The 13,696-nt window shown below is 74.5% G+C and carries 19 protein-coding genes; 13 read left to right on the top strand and 6 right to left on the bottom strand.

Annotation, left to right across the window (positions count from 1 at the left end):
• The first annotated feature begins 2 nt into the window (after positions 1-2).
• The 7 genes from ABD324_RS08810 (at position 3) to ABD324_RS08785 (ending at position 3,242) form a co-directional block, all read left to right on the top strand.
• The gene (locus tag ABD324_RS08810) at positions 3-458 is read left to right on the top strand and encodes a thioredoxin family protein (protein ID WP_344414402.1); all 456 of its coding nucleotides are present in this window, start codon (positions 3-5) and stop codon (positions 456-458) included.
• Positions 455-595 carry a putative leader peptide gene (locus tag ABD324_RS37150; RefSeq protein WP_425565766.1) on the top strand — a complete coding sequence of 47 codons (141 nt, stop codon included), beginning with the start codon at positions 455-457 and terminating at the stop codon, positions 593-595. The genes ABD324_RS08810 and ABD324_RS37150 overlap by 4 nt, the downstream gene beginning before the upstream one ends.
• A gap of 43 nt (positions 596-638) precedes the next feature.
• Positions 639-1,109, top strand: coding sequence for a DUF4395 domain-containing protein (locus tag ABD324_RS08805; RefSeq protein WP_344414400.1), 471 nt, complete (start codon positions 639-641; stop codon positions 1,107-1,109).
• 35 nt (positions 1,110-1,144) lie between these two features.
• The gene (locus ABD324_RS08800; RefSeq protein ID WP_344414398.1) at positions 1,145-1,981 is read left to right on the top strand and encodes a sulfurtransferase; all 837 of its coding nucleotides are present in this window, start codon (positions 1,145-1,147) and stop codon (positions 1,979-1,981) included.
• A 2-nt stretch (positions 1,982-1,983) separates the two neighbouring features.
• Complete coding sequence (locus tag ABD324_RS08795; RefSeq protein WP_344414396.1) at positions 1,984-2,283, top strand: DUF1416 domain-containing protein; 300 nt, start codon at positions 1,984-1,986, stop codon at positions 2,281-2,283.
• Between the two features lie 177 nt (positions 2,284-2,460).
• Positions 2,461-2,619 carry a hypothetical protein gene (locus tag ABD324_RS08790; protein ID WP_344414394.1) on the top strand — a complete coding sequence of 53 codons (159 nt, stop codon included), beginning with the start codon at positions 2,461-2,463 and terminating at the stop codon, positions 2,617-2,619.
• Positions 2,616-3,242: a heme-binding beta-barrel domain-containing protein gene (locus ABD324_RS08785; RefSeq protein ID WP_344414393.1), complete on the top strand. Its 627-nt coding sequence runs from the start codon at positions 2,616-2,618 to the stop codon at positions 3,240-3,242. Before ABD324_RS08790 ends, ABD324_RS08785 begins: the two co-directional genes overlap by 4 nt.
• 34 nt (positions 3,243-3,276) lie before the next feature.
• Here the strand turns inward: ABD324_RS08785 and ABD324_RS08780 are convergent, their stop codons facing one another.
• Together ABD324_RS08780 and ABD324_RS08775 are read right to left on the bottom strand one after the other, a co-directional pair.
• On the bottom strand, positions 3,277-5,316 hold the full coding sequence (locus tag ABD324_RS08780; protein ID WP_344414391.1) for a hypothetical protein: 2,040 nt from the start codon (positions 5,314-5,316) through the stop codon (positions 3,277-3,279).
• 44 nt (positions 5,317-5,360) lie between these two features.
• Positions 5,361-6,596, bottom strand: a complete 1,236-nt coding sequence (locus ABD324_RS08775; RefSeq protein ID WP_344414389.1) for a hypothetical protein — start codon at positions 6,594-6,596, stop codon at positions 5,361-5,363.
• Positions 6,597-6,760: 164 nt separating this feature from the next.
• On the opposite strand from ABD324_RS08775, the gene ABD324_RS08770 reads away from it, so the two are divergent.
• Positions 6,761-7,201 (top strand): Fur family transcriptional regulator, encoded by a 441-nt coding sequence (locus ABD324_RS08770; protein ID WP_425565765.1) that lies wholly within the window; start codon positions 6,761-6,763, stop codon positions 7,199-7,201.
• Positions 7,198-8,250: a CAF17-like 4Fe-4S cluster assembly/insertion protein YgfZ gene (gene ygfZ, locus ABD324_RS08765; RefSeq protein ID WP_344414387.1), complete on the top strand. Its 1,053-nt coding sequence runs from the start codon at positions 7,198-7,200 to the stop codon at positions 8,248-8,250. Before ABD324_RS08770 ends, ygfZ begins: the two co-directional genes overlap by 4 nt.
• A gap of 5 nt (positions 8,251-8,255) precedes the next feature.
• Here the strand turns inward: ygfZ and ABD324_RS08760 are convergent, their stop codons facing one another.
• Entirely contained in the window at positions 8,256-9,077 is an 822-nt protein-coding gene (locus ABD324_RS08760; protein WP_344414385.1) for a DUF8083 family protein, read from the bottom strand.
• Between the two features lie 187 nt (positions 9,078-9,264).
• On the opposite strand from ABD324_RS08760, the gene ABD324_RS08755 reads away from it, so the two are divergent.
• Complete coding sequence (locus ABD324_RS08755) at positions 9,265-9,465, top strand: DUF3073 domain-containing protein (RefSeq protein WP_344414383.1); 201 nt, start codon at positions 9,265-9,267, stop codon at positions 9,463-9,465.
• Positions 9,466-9,619: 154 nt separating this feature from the next.
• Here the strand turns inward: ABD324_RS08755 and ABD324_RS08750 are convergent, their stop codons facing one another.
• Positions 9,620-10,609: a Gfo/Idh/MocA family protein gene (locus tag ABD324_RS08750; RefSeq protein WP_344414381.1), complete on the bottom strand. Its 990-nt coding sequence runs from the start codon at positions 10,607-10,609 to the stop codon at positions 9,620-9,622.
• Between the two features lie 105 nt (positions 10,610-10,714).
• Here ABD324_RS08750 and ABD324_RS08745 point away from each other — a divergent pair, with 105 nt between their 5' ends.
• On the top strand, positions 10,715-11,116 hold the full coding sequence (locus ABD324_RS08745) for a VOC family protein (protein WP_344414379.1): 402 nt from the start codon (positions 10,715-10,717) through the stop codon (positions 11,114-11,116).
• A 54-nt stretch (positions 11,117-11,170) separates the two neighbouring features.
• Here ABD324_RS08745 and ABD324_RS08740 read toward each other — a convergent pair whose 3' ends face one another.
• Positions 11,171-11,632: a MarR family winged helix-turn-helix transcriptional regulator gene (locus tag ABD324_RS08740; RefSeq protein ID WP_344414377.1), complete on the bottom strand. Its 462-nt coding sequence runs from the start codon at positions 11,630-11,632 to the stop codon at positions 11,171-11,173.
• 76 nt (positions 11,633-11,708) lie between these two features.
• Between ABD324_RS08740 and ABD324_RS08735 the strand changes: the two genes are divergently transcribed.
• Together ABD324_RS08735 and ABD324_RS08730 are read left to right on the top strand one after the other, a co-directional pair.
• The gene (locus ABD324_RS08735) at positions 11,709-12,377 is read left to right on the top strand and encodes a DUF4386 domain-containing protein (RefSeq protein ID WP_344414375.1); all 669 of its coding nucleotides are present in this window, start codon (positions 11,709-11,711) and stop codon (positions 12,375-12,377) included.
• Positions 12,374-13,192, top strand: coding sequence for an LLM class flavin-dependent oxidoreductase (locus ABD324_RS08730; RefSeq protein WP_344414373.1), 819 nt, complete (start codon positions 12,374-12,376; stop codon positions 13,190-13,192). The genes ABD324_RS08735 and ABD324_RS08730 overlap by 4 nt, the downstream gene beginning before the upstream one ends.
• Here the strand turns inward: ABD324_RS08730 and thpR are convergent.
• Positions 13,179-13,688 (bottom strand): RNA 2',3'-cyclic phosphodiesterase, encoded by a 510-nt coding sequence (gene thpR / locus ABD324_RS08725; RefSeq protein ID WP_344414371.1) that lies wholly within the window; start codon positions 13,686-13,688, stop codon positions 13,179-13,181. The genes ABD324_RS08730 and thpR overlap by 14 nt on opposite strands.
• Between the last annotated feature and the right edge of the window lie 8 nt (positions 13,689-13,696).

The following is a 13,696-nucleotide window of genomic DNA, read 5'->3' as shown; positions in this document are numbered from 1 at the left end:
ACGTGAGCGGTACGGGGCTGGTGGTCGTCCTCGCGGTGCTGGTGGTCGCGACGGTCGTGGGGATGATCCTGCGCGCGCGCTCGGGTCGGGTGCGCGAGACCGCTTCACCCGCCGGCACCGTGCCCGGGACCACACCGGCGACCTCACCCGACGGATGGGTTCTGACCGGCACGGCGCCCGCCGAGGGCGAGCGCGTCCTGCTGCTGCAGCTGTCCTCCCCGATCTGCACCCCGTGCCGGCAGACCGCCGGGATGCTCGGGGAGCTCGCCGCAGCCCGCCCGGCCGTGCGGCACGTGGAGATCGACGTCGCGGACCGGCCGGAGGTCGCCCGCGAGCTGTCCGTCATGCGGACCCCCACCACGATCGGCTTCGACCACACCGGTCGCGAGCTGCTGCGGGTGTCCGGCGTGCCCCGTCGGGCCGAGCTCGACGAGGCCCTCGGACGGGCCGGCGCGTGATCTGTGTCCAGGGTGTGGGAGGACGCTCCCGTGTTCCGGACCTTTCCGTTACCCTGACCTCCGTGTACAGGCCCCTGACCCGTCGGCGCGCAGTCGATCTGTGCCGCGTCGCCGGCTGCCTGTGTCGGGCCTGCTGAGTTCCGCACCGGCCCTGTACACCCTCTCCACTGGAGTCCCCCAATGTCCGCATCGGACGGACCCGGCGCGCCCGCCGAGGCCGCGCGCCCGGCGGATCCGCCCCTGGACCCGCGCGGGGTCCGCTTCGCCGCGGCGGTCACGACCGTCGTGCTGGCACTCGTGCTGGTCAGCGGCAGCGGCTGGCTCGTCGCCGCGCAGGCGCTCGTGTTCGCGCTCGCCTCGTTCGCCGGGATGCGGTTCGCCCTCTACGGCGTGCTGTACCGGCTGGCGATCGCGCCCCGGCTGGGCCCGCCCGCCGAGCGTGAGGACGCGGCCCCGGTCCGGTTCAGCCAGACCGTCGGTTTCGTCTTCGCCGCGGTCGGCGCGGTCGGCTACCTCTCGGGGCTGACCGTCCTCGGCATCGTCGCCACCGCGTTCGCGCTGGCGGCGGCCTTCCTCAACGCGGCCTTCGGCTTCTGCCTGGGCTGCGAGATGTACGGGCTGCTGGCCCGCGCGCGTACCGCTCGCGCCTGATCCCCTCTCACCACGACACAACAGGAGTGACTGAAATGAGCCGCGAGGACGTCCTGGTCACCGCCGACTGGGCGGAGAAGAACCTGGGCACCGAGGGCGTCGTGTTCCTCGAGGTCGACGAGGACACCACCGCCTACGACGGCGGCCACCTCCCGGGTGCCGTCAAGATCAACTGGACCACCGAGCTGCAGGACGCCGTCCGCCGCGACATCCCGACGCAGGAGCAGTTCGGCGCCCTGCTGTCGGCCAAGGGCGTCACGAACGACGACCTCGTGGTCCTCTACGGCGGCAACAACAACTGGTTCGCGGCCTACGCGTACTGGGAGTTCAAGCTGTACGGGCACGAGAAGGTCGTGCTGCTCGACGGTGGCCGCAAGAAGTGGGAGCTCGACGGTCGCACCCTGACCACCGAGGTCGCCGACCGCACGGCCACCAGCTACACCGCCAAGCCGGCCGACAACTCGATCCGCGCCCTGCGGGACGAGGTCGTCGCGGCGATCGACACCAAGAACCTGGTCGACGTCCGGTCGCCCGACGAGTTCTCCGGCAAGATCCTCGCGCCGGCGCACCTGCCGCAGGAGCAGTCGCAGCGGCCGGGGCACATCCCGTCGGCCATCAACATCCCGTGGTCGAAGGCGGCCAACGAGGACGGCACGTTCAAGTCGGACGAGGACCTCACCGCGCTCTACGGCGAGGCCGGTTTCGACGGGGGCAAGTCGACCATCGCGTACTGCCGCATCGGCGAGCGTTCCTCGCACACCTGGTTCGTGCTGCGGGAGCTGCTGGGCCACGGCGACGTCAAGAACTACGACGGCAGCTGGACCGAGTACGGCTCGCTGATCGGCGTGCCCATCGAGCTGGGAGCGAAGTAAGTATGTGTGGAGCACCTGACCAGACCGTGACCCTGCCCGCGGGGACGGACCTGACCAAGGAGACCGTGCTGTCCGGGCGCGTCGTGGCCGGCGGGCAGCCGGTCGGCGGCGCGTTCGTCCGGCTGCTCGACGGCACCGGCGAGTTCACCGCGGAGGTCGTCTCGTCGGCCTCCGGTGACTTCCGGTTCTTCGCCGCCCCGGGCACCTGGACGGTCCGGGCGCTGTCCCGGAGCGGCAACGGCGAGTCCGTGCTGACCCCGGCCGGCCCCGGCCTGCACCGCACCGAGATCGCCGTCGCCTGACGCTGCTCTCTCCCCCACCGCCCCGGCTGCCCTCCGGCACCGGGGCGGTGGTCTGTCCACCCCCGCCCCGCGAGTCGGCACTTTCGGTCGCCCGAATGTGACGTTCCGGTGGTCCCCCGGGCCGGGGCAGCGTGCCGTCCGGGCCGGGGTCCGCCGGTCGGACTATGCTCGCCCGCCGTGCACTGGTTCTTCACCGTGCTGGTGATCGGCGCGAGCGCGGGGACACTCGCGTTCACGGGCGCCCTGCTGCGCCGGCTGTTCACCACCGCGCCCGACGCCGCGGCCGCCCTGGCGGCCCACCCGACCGAAGATCTCCCGGAGGAACCCTCCGCATGACCCAGCCAGACCCGGACCTCCCCACCACGATCACCGGCCCGGTCAATGCCGCACCGGACTCGCCGCAGCGCAACCGCCCGCGCTGGGAGGACCTGCCGGTCCCGGACGACACCGCCAACCTCCGCCAGGGGCCCGACCTGCACGAACAGTGCGTCGGCCTGCTGCCGTTGATCGGCGTGTGGCGCGGCACCGGCGAGGTCGTCTACCCGACCATCGACGGCCCGTTCCACTTCGGACAGCAGCTCGTGTTCGCCCACGACGGGCGCCCGTTCGTGTCCTACGAGGCGCGGGCCTGGCTGCTCACCGAGGACGGCGAGGTGATCCGGCCCGCCGCCCGCGAGACCGGGTTCTGGCGCCCCCAGCCGGACGGCTCGCTCGAGGTCCTCATCGCGCACGCGACCGGGATCATCGAGGCCTGGTACGGCGAGAAGGGCGACCTGCGCTCCTGGCAGATCGAGACGGACGCCGTGGTGCGCACGCCGTCGGCCAAGGAGGTCACCGCCGCGAAGCGGCTCTACGGCCTCGTGAACCAGGGCGATCTCGCCTACGTCGACGAGCGGGCGATGATGGGCCAGGACCTGCAGCCGCACATCTCGGCGCTGCTGCACCGCATCGCGGGCTGACCGGCGGGCTCTCGGGCCCGCCGGCCCCGGCAGATCAGCGGTGCTGCTCCTGCGCGAGCAGGCGCTCCACCTCGGACGGGTCCATCCCGCTGAGCTTCGCCACCTGGGCGGGCTCGAGCCCGGCGGCCGCGAGCCGGCGGATCACGCCGTGCAGCTCGTCCGTGAGGCGGGCGAGGTCCTCCTGATGGGCCTGCAGGTCCACGGTGGCGCCGACGGCGCGCGCCGGGTCCGACAACAGCACGGCGAGGAGCTTGTCACGGGCGTCGCCCCGGCGTAGCTCCGCCAGCTGGGGCCGGTTGACCCGGGCCCGGGCCGCCAGCGCGTTCTGGACGGCGGCGGCGACGGACCGGCCCGCGCCGGTCTCCTCCGTGCGGGACGCGGGGTGGGGCTCGACGGCGTCGCCGACCGGAGCAGACGCTGCCCGGGCGGGCGACTCGTCGGGTTGGGTCGTCGCAGGCGTGCGGTCACCGTCGGGCAGCTCCGCGGGCCGGCTCGGCTCCTCGGCGGAGGGTGCGAGCGTTGCGTCCTCGGGGTGCGGCGTGCGAGCCGCGCCGTTGACGGGGCGATCGCCCGCGGCAGGCCAGGGCGATGCGGGGGTGGGCTCGGCGCTGTCGTGTCCGGCCGGGTCCGGGGTCTCCGCCCGAGGAGCGGCCTCAGCGCCGGGCGTCGTCGCGCGGGCGGTCAGGCCCAGGCCCGCGGCTCCGGCCAGCCCCGCGGCCCCGAGGGCCGCGATCTGAGCCGCGCTCGGGCGCTCGTCGCCGGGAGCGACGGCGTCGGCCGTGGCGTCCGGCCGAGGGACGACGACAGGGCCTTCGGCACGCTCGACGAGCGCGGCCTGCGGCACCGACGCGGCACCGGCGCCCGGCTGATCGTCCCGCTCGGTCGAGGCAACAACTGGCTGCTCATCCGGCCCGGCCGACGCGCCAGGAGCACCCGGCTGCTCGTCCTGCTCGGCCGACGCACCGACGCTCGACTGCTCGTCCGGCCCGACCGACGCGGCAGCTACGCCCGGCAGCTCGTCCCGCCCGGCCGACTGCTCGGCCGACGCACCGACGCTCGACTGCTCGTCCGGCCCGACCGACGCGGCGGCTACGCCCGGCAGCTCGTCCCGCTCGGCCGAGGCCACGGAGACCGGGCCGACCGCCGTCGGCTCATCGGCGGGAGTGCCCGTCGAGGCGAGGCGCGGAGGCTCGTCCTCGGCCCGGCGCGGGGTGGGGCGGGGAGTGGGCCGGGGGCTGAGTGCCTCCGCGTCCCCGATACCCGCCACGGCGGGCCGTTCGTCGGAAGCCTTGCCGGCGTGGGCATCCGGCGTCGTCGCGACGCCGTCGGACGCACCGTCCGCGGCGTCCGCCTCCACCTCCGCGGCCCCGCGGTCGGCGGCGGACGGATTGGGCGCACCCTGCTCGGCGGCCGACGACACGGTCGCGCTCTGCTCGGCGGTCGACGACACACTCTGCTCGGCGGCCGACCCGCTCGTCTCGTGCGCCGCAGCGGATGTCACGGTCGCGGCACCCTCGCCGTGCGAGGGCACCGGACGGCCGACATCCGAACCGGCCGCCGGATCGGGGTCCGGTGTGGACGCCGCCGTCGACGAGGTCGATCCCGCCGCCCGGCTCGCCTCGGCCTGCATCGCCGCGGCCTGTTCGGCGGCGGCGCGGTGGGCGCGGGCCCGGGCGAGGAGGACGTCCGTCTGGATCGGGAGCGGGGCCGTGTCGGCCTCGCGCTCCGCGACCGCCTCGGCGACCGTGGTGGGGCGCCGCGGAGCCGGGGCCGGGGCCGGCGCGGGAGTCACGTCGACAGCCGGCTCGGGCAGCGACACCCCACGGACGGCCTCGCCGGTCCAGTCCGCGGCCGTCGGCTCGGCGACCGCGGCGACCGTCGCCATCGCCGGCGCGACGGCGCGCTCGGCCGGGCCGGACGCGGGCGCCGCGAGCGCCGCGTCGGTCCTCTCGGCCGCGCGCCGCTTCTTCCTGCCCCGCACCGCCCGCACGACGACGATCACGATCGCCACGACGAGCGCGGCCACCCCCACGCCCAGCGGCACGAGGACGTCCGCCGAGAACGCCTGCTCCATGGGCGCGCACGCTACGCTGTTTTACGTCACGGTGCGCAACCGTCTTATCCGGAGCGTGACTCCGTGCGCGCCCGCCCGGAACGCTCGGCGTCGGAGCTGCCGTTCGTCCCCTTCGGACTCTGGCCAGGCTTCGCGTCGCCACCCCGCTCGGATGCGGACGAACCCGAACCGGACCCGTTGGAAGCCACTGACCTGCCGTTACTCGGCACGTCCTTGGCGTCGGAGGCGGGTTGGAGGGGGCGCACGGCACTGACCTTGACGGTCTCGGACACCTCGCCCGACCGGGCGTCCGACGTGGCCGCGGGGCGCTCCGAACCGGACCCGGGCTTGTCGGTGGCACCGGACCCGTCCTCGCCGGCCTTCGACTTTTCAGCCGATCCGGTGTCCCCGGATCGCTGCACCTTCGGCACGACGACCGTGCTGTCGGGGTGCTTCTGCGCCGGTTCCTTCTGCTGCGCAGGGCGTTCCCGCTCCGGGATCTGCATCGCCCGGGTGGCGTCGGCCGTCTCGGGACGCTTCTTCTCCGACGCCGGCCGGAACAGGTCCCCGGCATCCGACTCGGCGGGCGGCACGCGGAGCGCGGTGGTCTCGTCCGCCGCCGGCACTCCCGACGACGCACCGGGCAACGGCTGCCCGGACGGGTCCGGCGCCGGCTTGGGCCGCGGGCTCGGCCGCGGGGGCCGGGCCTCCTCGGCCGCGGGCTCGACCGGGCGAGCGGGCTCGGCAGGCCGGGCGGGCTCGGCAGGCCGGGCGGGCGGGGTGACCGCGAACCGCGCGGTGGGCGCCGCGAGCAGCCCCTCGAGCTGCCCCCGGAGTCGGGTCAGCTCGGCCACCACGGCGTCACGCTGCCGGTTCAGCTCCCCGAGCTCCTCGCGACCGGCGATGGTGTCCCGGCGGACCTGCTCGCTCTCGGCCTGGGCCTCGCGACGCGCCGAGGAACGGATCTCCTGGGCTTCCTCCTCCGCAGCCTGCAGAATGCTCTGCATGCGGTCGGTGAAGGGACCGATCACATCCGGCTGCCCCTCCGGGCCACGCGGGTGTGGTGCCGGTCGCGGGCGCGGCGACGGGCCACCGGGCCCCATCGGGCCGGGCGGCGGTGCCATTCCGGGCCGGACGGCCGGGAACGGCTGGCTCCGGGCCGCGTCGAGGTCCGCGCGCATCCGCCCGAGCACCCGTTGCAGCCGGGCGACGTGTTCGTCGACCTGTCTGCGGTCGTAGCCCCGGAGCACGACGTCGAACCGCGGGGCACCGAGCGAGCGCTCACCCCCGTCAGCCGTCATGACCCGACCCTTTCCGTCGCCACCTACCGCTCACCTCGCCGAGGGTAGGGAGATCCGCCCTGCCGTTCCGGAGCGTTCACCCTAACGGAGCACGATCCCACCCGGCCAGTCGATCAATGACAGCGGTCCGTCGACGGGCGACCCGAAGGCCTATCCTCGCGGAGGTGGACACGACGCTCAAGCGGACGCTGCACCGCCGCGGCCTGCGGATGACGCCCCAGCGCCAGCTGGTTCTCGATGCGGTGCGCGAGCTCGGGCACGCCACCCCGGAACAGATCTGCGCGAAGGTCCAGAGCGCGGCGCCCGCGGTGAACATCACCACGATCTACCGCACGCTGGACCTGCTCGAGGAGCTCCGGCTGGTGCGCCACGCGCACCTCGGGCACGGGGCCCCGACCTATTCGGAGCGCGAGCACGAGCACGTCCATCTCGTCTGCCACCACTGCGGCGCGGTCAGTGAGGCCCCGTCGTCGTTGATGGAGGCGCTGGTGGAGCGGCTGCGCGAGGACGAGGGCTTCGAGCTGGACGTGACCCATGTCGCCCTGTCCGGCCGTTGCCGGGACTGCGCGTCCGGCGAGACATCCGACACCGAGGAGCCCGAGTGACCGATCCGGACGAAGCGGTACCCGCCCACCGCGGGGACCCCCTGGCCGAGCAACGGGCGATGGCCCGCTCCGCCGCGGTCGTCGATCGGTCGCACCGCGGGGTGATCGCCGTGCCCGGGGAGGACCGCCTGTCCTGGCTGCACCTGTTGCTGAGCCAGCACGTCAGCGAGCTGCCGGAGGGCTCCGGCACCGAGGCGCTGATCCTCGACGCGCAGGGCCGCGTGATGCACCACATGATCGTCTCCCACGTCGGGGACACCGTGTGGATCGACACCGAGGCCGCCGATCTCGCCCCGCTGCTCGAGTACCTGCAGAAGATGGTCTTCTGGTCCAAGGTCGAGCCCCGGGACGCCACCTCCGAGATCGCGGTCCTGTCCGTCGTCGGGCCCGACACGGCGACCGTGCTGGCCACCGCCGGCCTGCCGGTCCCCGAGGGCGACCACGCGAGCGCGGCGGTCGACGGCGGCGGCCTGGTGCGGCGGATGCCGTGGCCCGGGCCCGACGCGGCGGACGTCCTCGTCCCCCGCGCGGATCTCGACGCCTGGTGGGCCCGGCTCACCGCGGCCGGCGCCCGGGCGGCGGGGACCATGGCGTTCGAGGCGCTGCGCGTGGAGTCCCGCCACGCCCGTGTCCACCTGGACACCGACGAGCGGACGATCCCGCACGAGGTCGACTGGATCCCGTCCGCCGTTCACCTGACGAAGGGCTGCTACCGCGGCCAGGAAACGGTCGCGCGGGTGGCGAACATGGGGCGCCCGCCGCGCCGCCTGGTGCTACTACACCTCGACGCCGGGGACGAGGAGCTCCCGGTCGAGGGCGATCCCGTGTTCCGGGACGGCCGGAACGTCGGCCGCGTGGGAAGCGTCACACTCCACCACGAGCTGGGCTCCGTGGCGCTCGCCCTGCTGAAGCGGTCGGTGCCCCTGGACGCCGAGCTCGTGGCCGGGGAGGACCAGCAGGCCTCGCCCGCGGCCATCGACCCGGACTCCTATGTGGCCGACGACGGCGCTCCGCCGCCCGGGCGGGCCGCCCAGCAGCGGATCCGCTAGCCGCGCTACCCGTCGCGCTGGCGGCCGGCGACGTCGCCCCAGAACTCGCGCAGCTCCGCGTAGCACTCCGCGGCGCCGTCGGGGTCTCCCGCCCGCAGCAGCCGGAGCGCCTTCTGCACGAGGGCCGCGGACTCGTCGTCCCGGATCGCCTCGTCGTCGAGGAGGTCGACGAGGCCGCCGTAGTCGAGCTCGACGATCGACCGTCTGTCGAAGCGCTCGAGCCAGCCGCGCGTCTCCGCCAGGACCTCCGCGGGGCCGCCGTCGCCGAGGTTCTCGCGCACCAGCCGCTCGGCGCGACCGGCCCGGGTGATCGCCTTCGCGATCGGCACCCGCCACCACACCCGACGCTGCGTACCCGTCCCCACCTGGCGTTCCTCGGGATCGACGAGGGCGAACCAGGGCAGCGGCACCGTCCAGCCGGCGCTCACGACGTGCGCCGCGCCCTCGCCGAGCTCGGTGACAGCGTGCTCCGCGCCGCGCCGCGCCGACCGCTCCGACGTCCCGAAGATCACCGAGCGCAGCGCCGGTGCCTCCTCCTCGGCGAGGAAGCCGAGGATCGCGGCGGCCGCGCGCGGGCGGGTGTCGAGCGGGCAGACGAACGGCTCCCCGCCCTCCCCGCCGAGCACCAGGACATCGACGCTCCCGGACGCGGGTAGCAACCGCCCGTGGACGGTCGCGCGCAGGCACAGCTCGCGCTCGCGGCGCCCGGCCCGCTCCGGGCGGACGGCACCGCGCGCGAGGCCTTCCCGGACCGCGGCACCCGCGGGGCCGTCGAACGCCCGTAGGGGTTCGTAGACCCGCAGGTAGGAGAGGAACGGCCCCGGCACGAGAGCGAATCCTTCCGTACGGACCCGGGCGGTGGCGGGACCGGTCGACCGGGCGCTCGTCACACCATCGACGCCACGTCGCACGCCCGCCGGATCGCACGGTACTGTGGGTCCCAGGACACTGATGACATGAATGGGGCCGCCGAGACATCCGGCCGCCCCTTCCCTGTTGTAAGGGGGACCAGCTATGGGGCGCGGACGAGCCAAGGCCAAGCAGACGAAAGTGGCCCGAGAGCTCAAGTACAGCTCCCCCACGATGGATCTCGATGCTTTGCAGAACGAGATCGGGAGTGGGACGGCGGTAACCGAGGCTGACGAGGAGTACGACGAGTACGCCGCGCGCTACTCGAACTACGCCGACGTCGACGAGGAACGCGACCGCCGCTGAGCGGGCGCACCCACCCCTCGGTGGGTCGGTCCTGACGTGCTGCCGACGCGGCCGCCGCTGATCCGGCGGCCGTGTTCGCGTGCGCGTGACACGGTTGTCCACAGCTGTGGACAGGTGTGTGGGTAAGTCGAACTTCTGTTCGACGTGAAAACGGTCAGAGCTGGTCGGGCCCCTCCACCACCCGCATGCCCAGCTGCGCGGCCACCTCGCCCATGATCTCCTGGACGGCCACCGTGTCGGCCAGGGGCATCACGTCGCTCTGCGTGCGCCCTGCGGCGACCGCGCCGGTGACCTCGACGATCTCGTGCGAGTACCCGGCACCGGTCGCGGGGGCGGCGATCTCCTCCGGCTCGTGGCCGTTGCGGGTGAGCACGAGGCGGGTCGGGTGGTGGAAGCGCGGCGGCACGTCGATCCAGCCGCCGGTGCCCACGACCCGGGCCGCACCGGGCGTCTGGCAGCGCAGCGAGGCGAACAGCGTCGAGGTCCGCCCGTCGCCGTGGTCGAGCAGGATCGACTCCTCGACGTCCACACCCGAGTCGGCGAGCACCCCGCGGGCGGTGACGTGCACGGCCGGGCCGAGCACCATCTGCGCGAACGAGATCGGGTAGACCGCCAGGTCGAACAGCGCGCCGCCGCCGAGCTCGGGGGCGTAGAAGCGGTCCGCGGGATCGGTGGAGTGCTGCGCACCCAGGTCCGCCTGCACGGCCGTGACCTCACCGATCGCACCGTCCGCGATCAGCTCGCGCAGCCGCGCGACGGCCGGCTGGAAGCGCGTCCACATCGCCTCCATCACGAACACCCCGCGCTCGACGGCCAGGTCCACGATCTCGCGGGTGGCCTCCGGTGTGACGGTGAACGCCTTCTCCACCAGCAGCGCCTTGCCCGCCCGGATGCCGGCCAGCGCGATCGCGCGGTGCTGCGGGTGCGGGGTGGCGATGTAGAGCGCGTCGACCTGCGGGTCCGCGAGGATGGCCCGGTAGGAGTCGTGGACGGTCGGGACCCCGAGATCCCGGGCGAACGCCTCGCCGCGCTCCTTCGACCGGGAGGCGACGGCGACGAGCTGCGCCTCCGGCACGTGCGGGAAGTCCGCCGCGACCTTCCGGGCGATCCGGCCCGGCCCGATGATGCCCCACCTGACGGTCATGTCCCCCACCCTCGCATCCCCGCGGGCCCCGGCTCCGGTGGGGCCGATGAGTTCCGTACGGTTCGTCCGTCTTCCCTGCGACACCCCTTCTGAGGAGGCACCCCGATGGCCACGACCACGATCTTCGTCAACCTGCAGAGCGACGACCTCGCCCGCGCCCGCGCCTTCTGGACCGCCCTGGGCTACTCGGTCAACGAGGCCTTCAGCGGCGAGGACTCGCTCGCCCTGGTCCTCGGCGAGGGCATCAACGCGATGATCCTCTCGCCGAAGCACTTCGCGGACTTCACGGTGAAGCCCGCCTCCGACGGGAGCGCCACCGAGGCGATCGTCGCCCTCGGCGTCGACTCCCGTGAGGAGGTCGACCGGCTCGGCGACGCCGCGCTGGCGAACGGCGGCGGCAAGGCCCAGGACCCGCAGGACCACGGCTTCATGTACGGCCGGTCCTTCCTGGACCCGGACGGCCACCACTGGGAGGTCGTCTGGATGGACCCGTCCGCCCAGAGCTGAGCACGCTCCTCCCCGAACGGCATCCTCGCGCCGCGAGGGTGCCGTTCGCGCGTTCTAGAGGTGCCGGTAGCCGGGATGGACGCCCGGGGTGAGGCCGTGGGCCACGGCGAGCTTGCCGAGGAGTCCGCGCAACGCCGATCGCTCGGCGGGATCGAGCGCGCCGGTGATGTCGTCGTCGTGCGCCTTCCCCACCTGCGCGATCCGGCCCAGCAGCTCCTGCCCCGCCGGCGTGACGTGGAGCGCGTGCAGCCGCCGGTCGTCCGGGTTGCGGCGGCGCTCGACCAGGCCCCGCTCGTCGAGGCCGTCGACGAGTGCGACGAGCCGGCTCGGCGGCGTGCCCAGCAGGGTGGCCAGCGCCTGCTGGGACTGACCCGGACCGGCCGCGATGGCCCGTAGCAGGCCGGTCTGCGGCGGCGTGAGCTCCAGGTCCGCGATCCGCTCGGCGAAGCGCCCGGCGGCGTAGGTGCCCAGCTGGGTCAGCAGGAACGCCGATCCGGGGCCGTTGCGATCGTCCACACCCCGAACCGTATCTGTTGACAAACCATAGTCACAAGAGAATCGTTCTGACTTGTAACGACTACAAGGGGGAACGATGACCACGCTCACCACCGACAGGCCCGCCCGGACCGAGCGGGAGGGCGGACCGCCCCTGCTCGTCCCCGCGCTCGTGCTCGCCGCGCTCACCGTCGCCGGGGCCGTCCTCGGCGGCGCGGGCCCGCGGCCCGACACCGGGGCGGACGCGGTGCTCGCCTACGCCGCGGCGAACGGGACCTGGATGTCCGTCGGGGCCGCGCTGCTCCTGGGCTCGGCGTTCCCGCTGGTCGTGTACGCCGCCACCGCGGTCCGCCGGATGCAGCGGCTCGGCGTCTCCGCACCCGGTCCGCTGATGGGCCTCGCCGGCGCGGTGCTCGCCGCGGGTTCGCTGATGCTCAGCGCCCTGTTCAGCTGGACGGCCGCGCAGACGGCCGGGTCGGGGGACGCGGGCCTCGCCCGCACCCTCGCCACGCTCTGGTTCGGCACCGGCAGCGTCGGGTTCGCCGCGCCGCTGGGCCTGTTCCTGCTCGGCCTCGGCGTCCCGGCGGTGATCCGCAGGCTCGTGCCCGCGCCGATCGCCTGGGCCGCGATCGCCGTCGGCGTGCTCGCGCTGCTCAGCACGTTCGCGCTGATCACGCCCGCGCTGTACTACCTCGTCCCGGTCGCCCGGTTCGGCGGCCTGCTGGTGATGATCGCGATCGCCGCCACCCTGGGGAGGACACGATGACCGGCTTCCGTTTCGGTGTCGTGGCGGCGCCGCAGGGCCCCGGAGAGGCGTGGGCCGGGCGGGCGCGGCGGATCGCCGGCCTCGGCTACTCGACCCTGCTCGCCCCGGACAACCTCCACCTGCACGCGCCGATGCTCGCCCTCGCGACCGCCGCCCAGGCCGCACCCGACCTGCGGATCGCCCCGTTCGTGCTGGCCGCGCCGCTGCGCCCGGCCCGCACGATCGCCTGGGAGGCCCACACCCTGGCCACCCTGACCGGCGGCCGGCTCGATCTCGGGCTGGGCACCGGACGTCCGGACGCCCGGGGTGAGGCCGAGCGCCTCGGCCTGCCCTGGGGCTCGGGGGCGCAGCGGCGCGCGCAGATCGTCGAGGCGATCGACGCGCTGCGCGAGCGCGAGGCGGACGGCCCGCGGACACCGGTCATGATGGCCGCGAGCGGCCCGAAGGCCCTGGGCCTGGCGGCCGAGCGGGCGGACGTCGTCATGCTGGCGGCGCAGCCGCTCACCCCGCGGGGCGAGGTCGGCCGAATGGCCCGCGACCTGCGGGAACGGGCCGCGGGGCGCGAACTCGAGATCGGCATGAACGTGTTCGTGGTGGGCGACGAGATCCCGGACTGGGCCGTGCAGTGGGCCGGGGACGGGATCGCCGACGCCCTCCGGGACTCCGACACCCTCGCGGTCCTGCGCGGCACGCCGGACGAGATGGCCGACGAGCTCGAACGCCGCCGGGCCGAGCTCGGGGTGAGCTACTTCGCGGTCGCGGAGGGGTTCGCGCAGGCGCTCGCGCCGGTGGTCGAGCGGCTCACGGGCCGGTGAGCGGCCAGGTCGCCACGCCCGAGTAGCGCGGGCCCAGGTCGCTGCGCACGAGATGCAGCGTCCGGGCCCGCCAGCCCGGCCCGCGGTGGTCGCGCAGGGCCGCCACCTCGGCGTCGAGCGGGCGGGGCGGGGCGGCGAAGCCCAGCGTGAGATGGGGCCCGTACGGACGGTCGTCGAGGGTCAGCCCGGCGGCGCGAGCGACCTCCGCGACCGCGCCGGCCAGCGCCGCCAGACCGTCGAGGTCGCCCGAGAGCCCGGCCCACAGCACCCGGTTCCCGAAGGAGCCGGCCCCGGAGAGGGCCAGGTCGAGGGGCGGGTGACCGGCGGCGACCCGGGCCAGACCGTCGCGCAGCGTCTCCGGATCGGCCTCGCCGAGGAACGCCAGGGTGACGTGCCACCCCGCCGGGTCCGTCGCCCGCAGCCCCGCGACCGGTGCGACCTCCTGCAGATCGGCACGCACCTCGACCGGCGGGACGACGGCGGTGAACAGACGCATGAGGTCAT

Origin of the sequence: Pseudonocardia ailaonensis, assembly GCF_039531635.1 — a bacterium.
Classification (GTDB): Bacteria; Actinomycetota; Actinomycetes; order Mycobacteriales; family Pseudonocardiaceae; genus Pseudonocardia; species Pseudonocardia ailaonensis.
The sequence above is the reverse complement of the archived record's forward strand: the minus strand, read 5'-3'. Positions and strand labels throughout refer to the sequence as shown.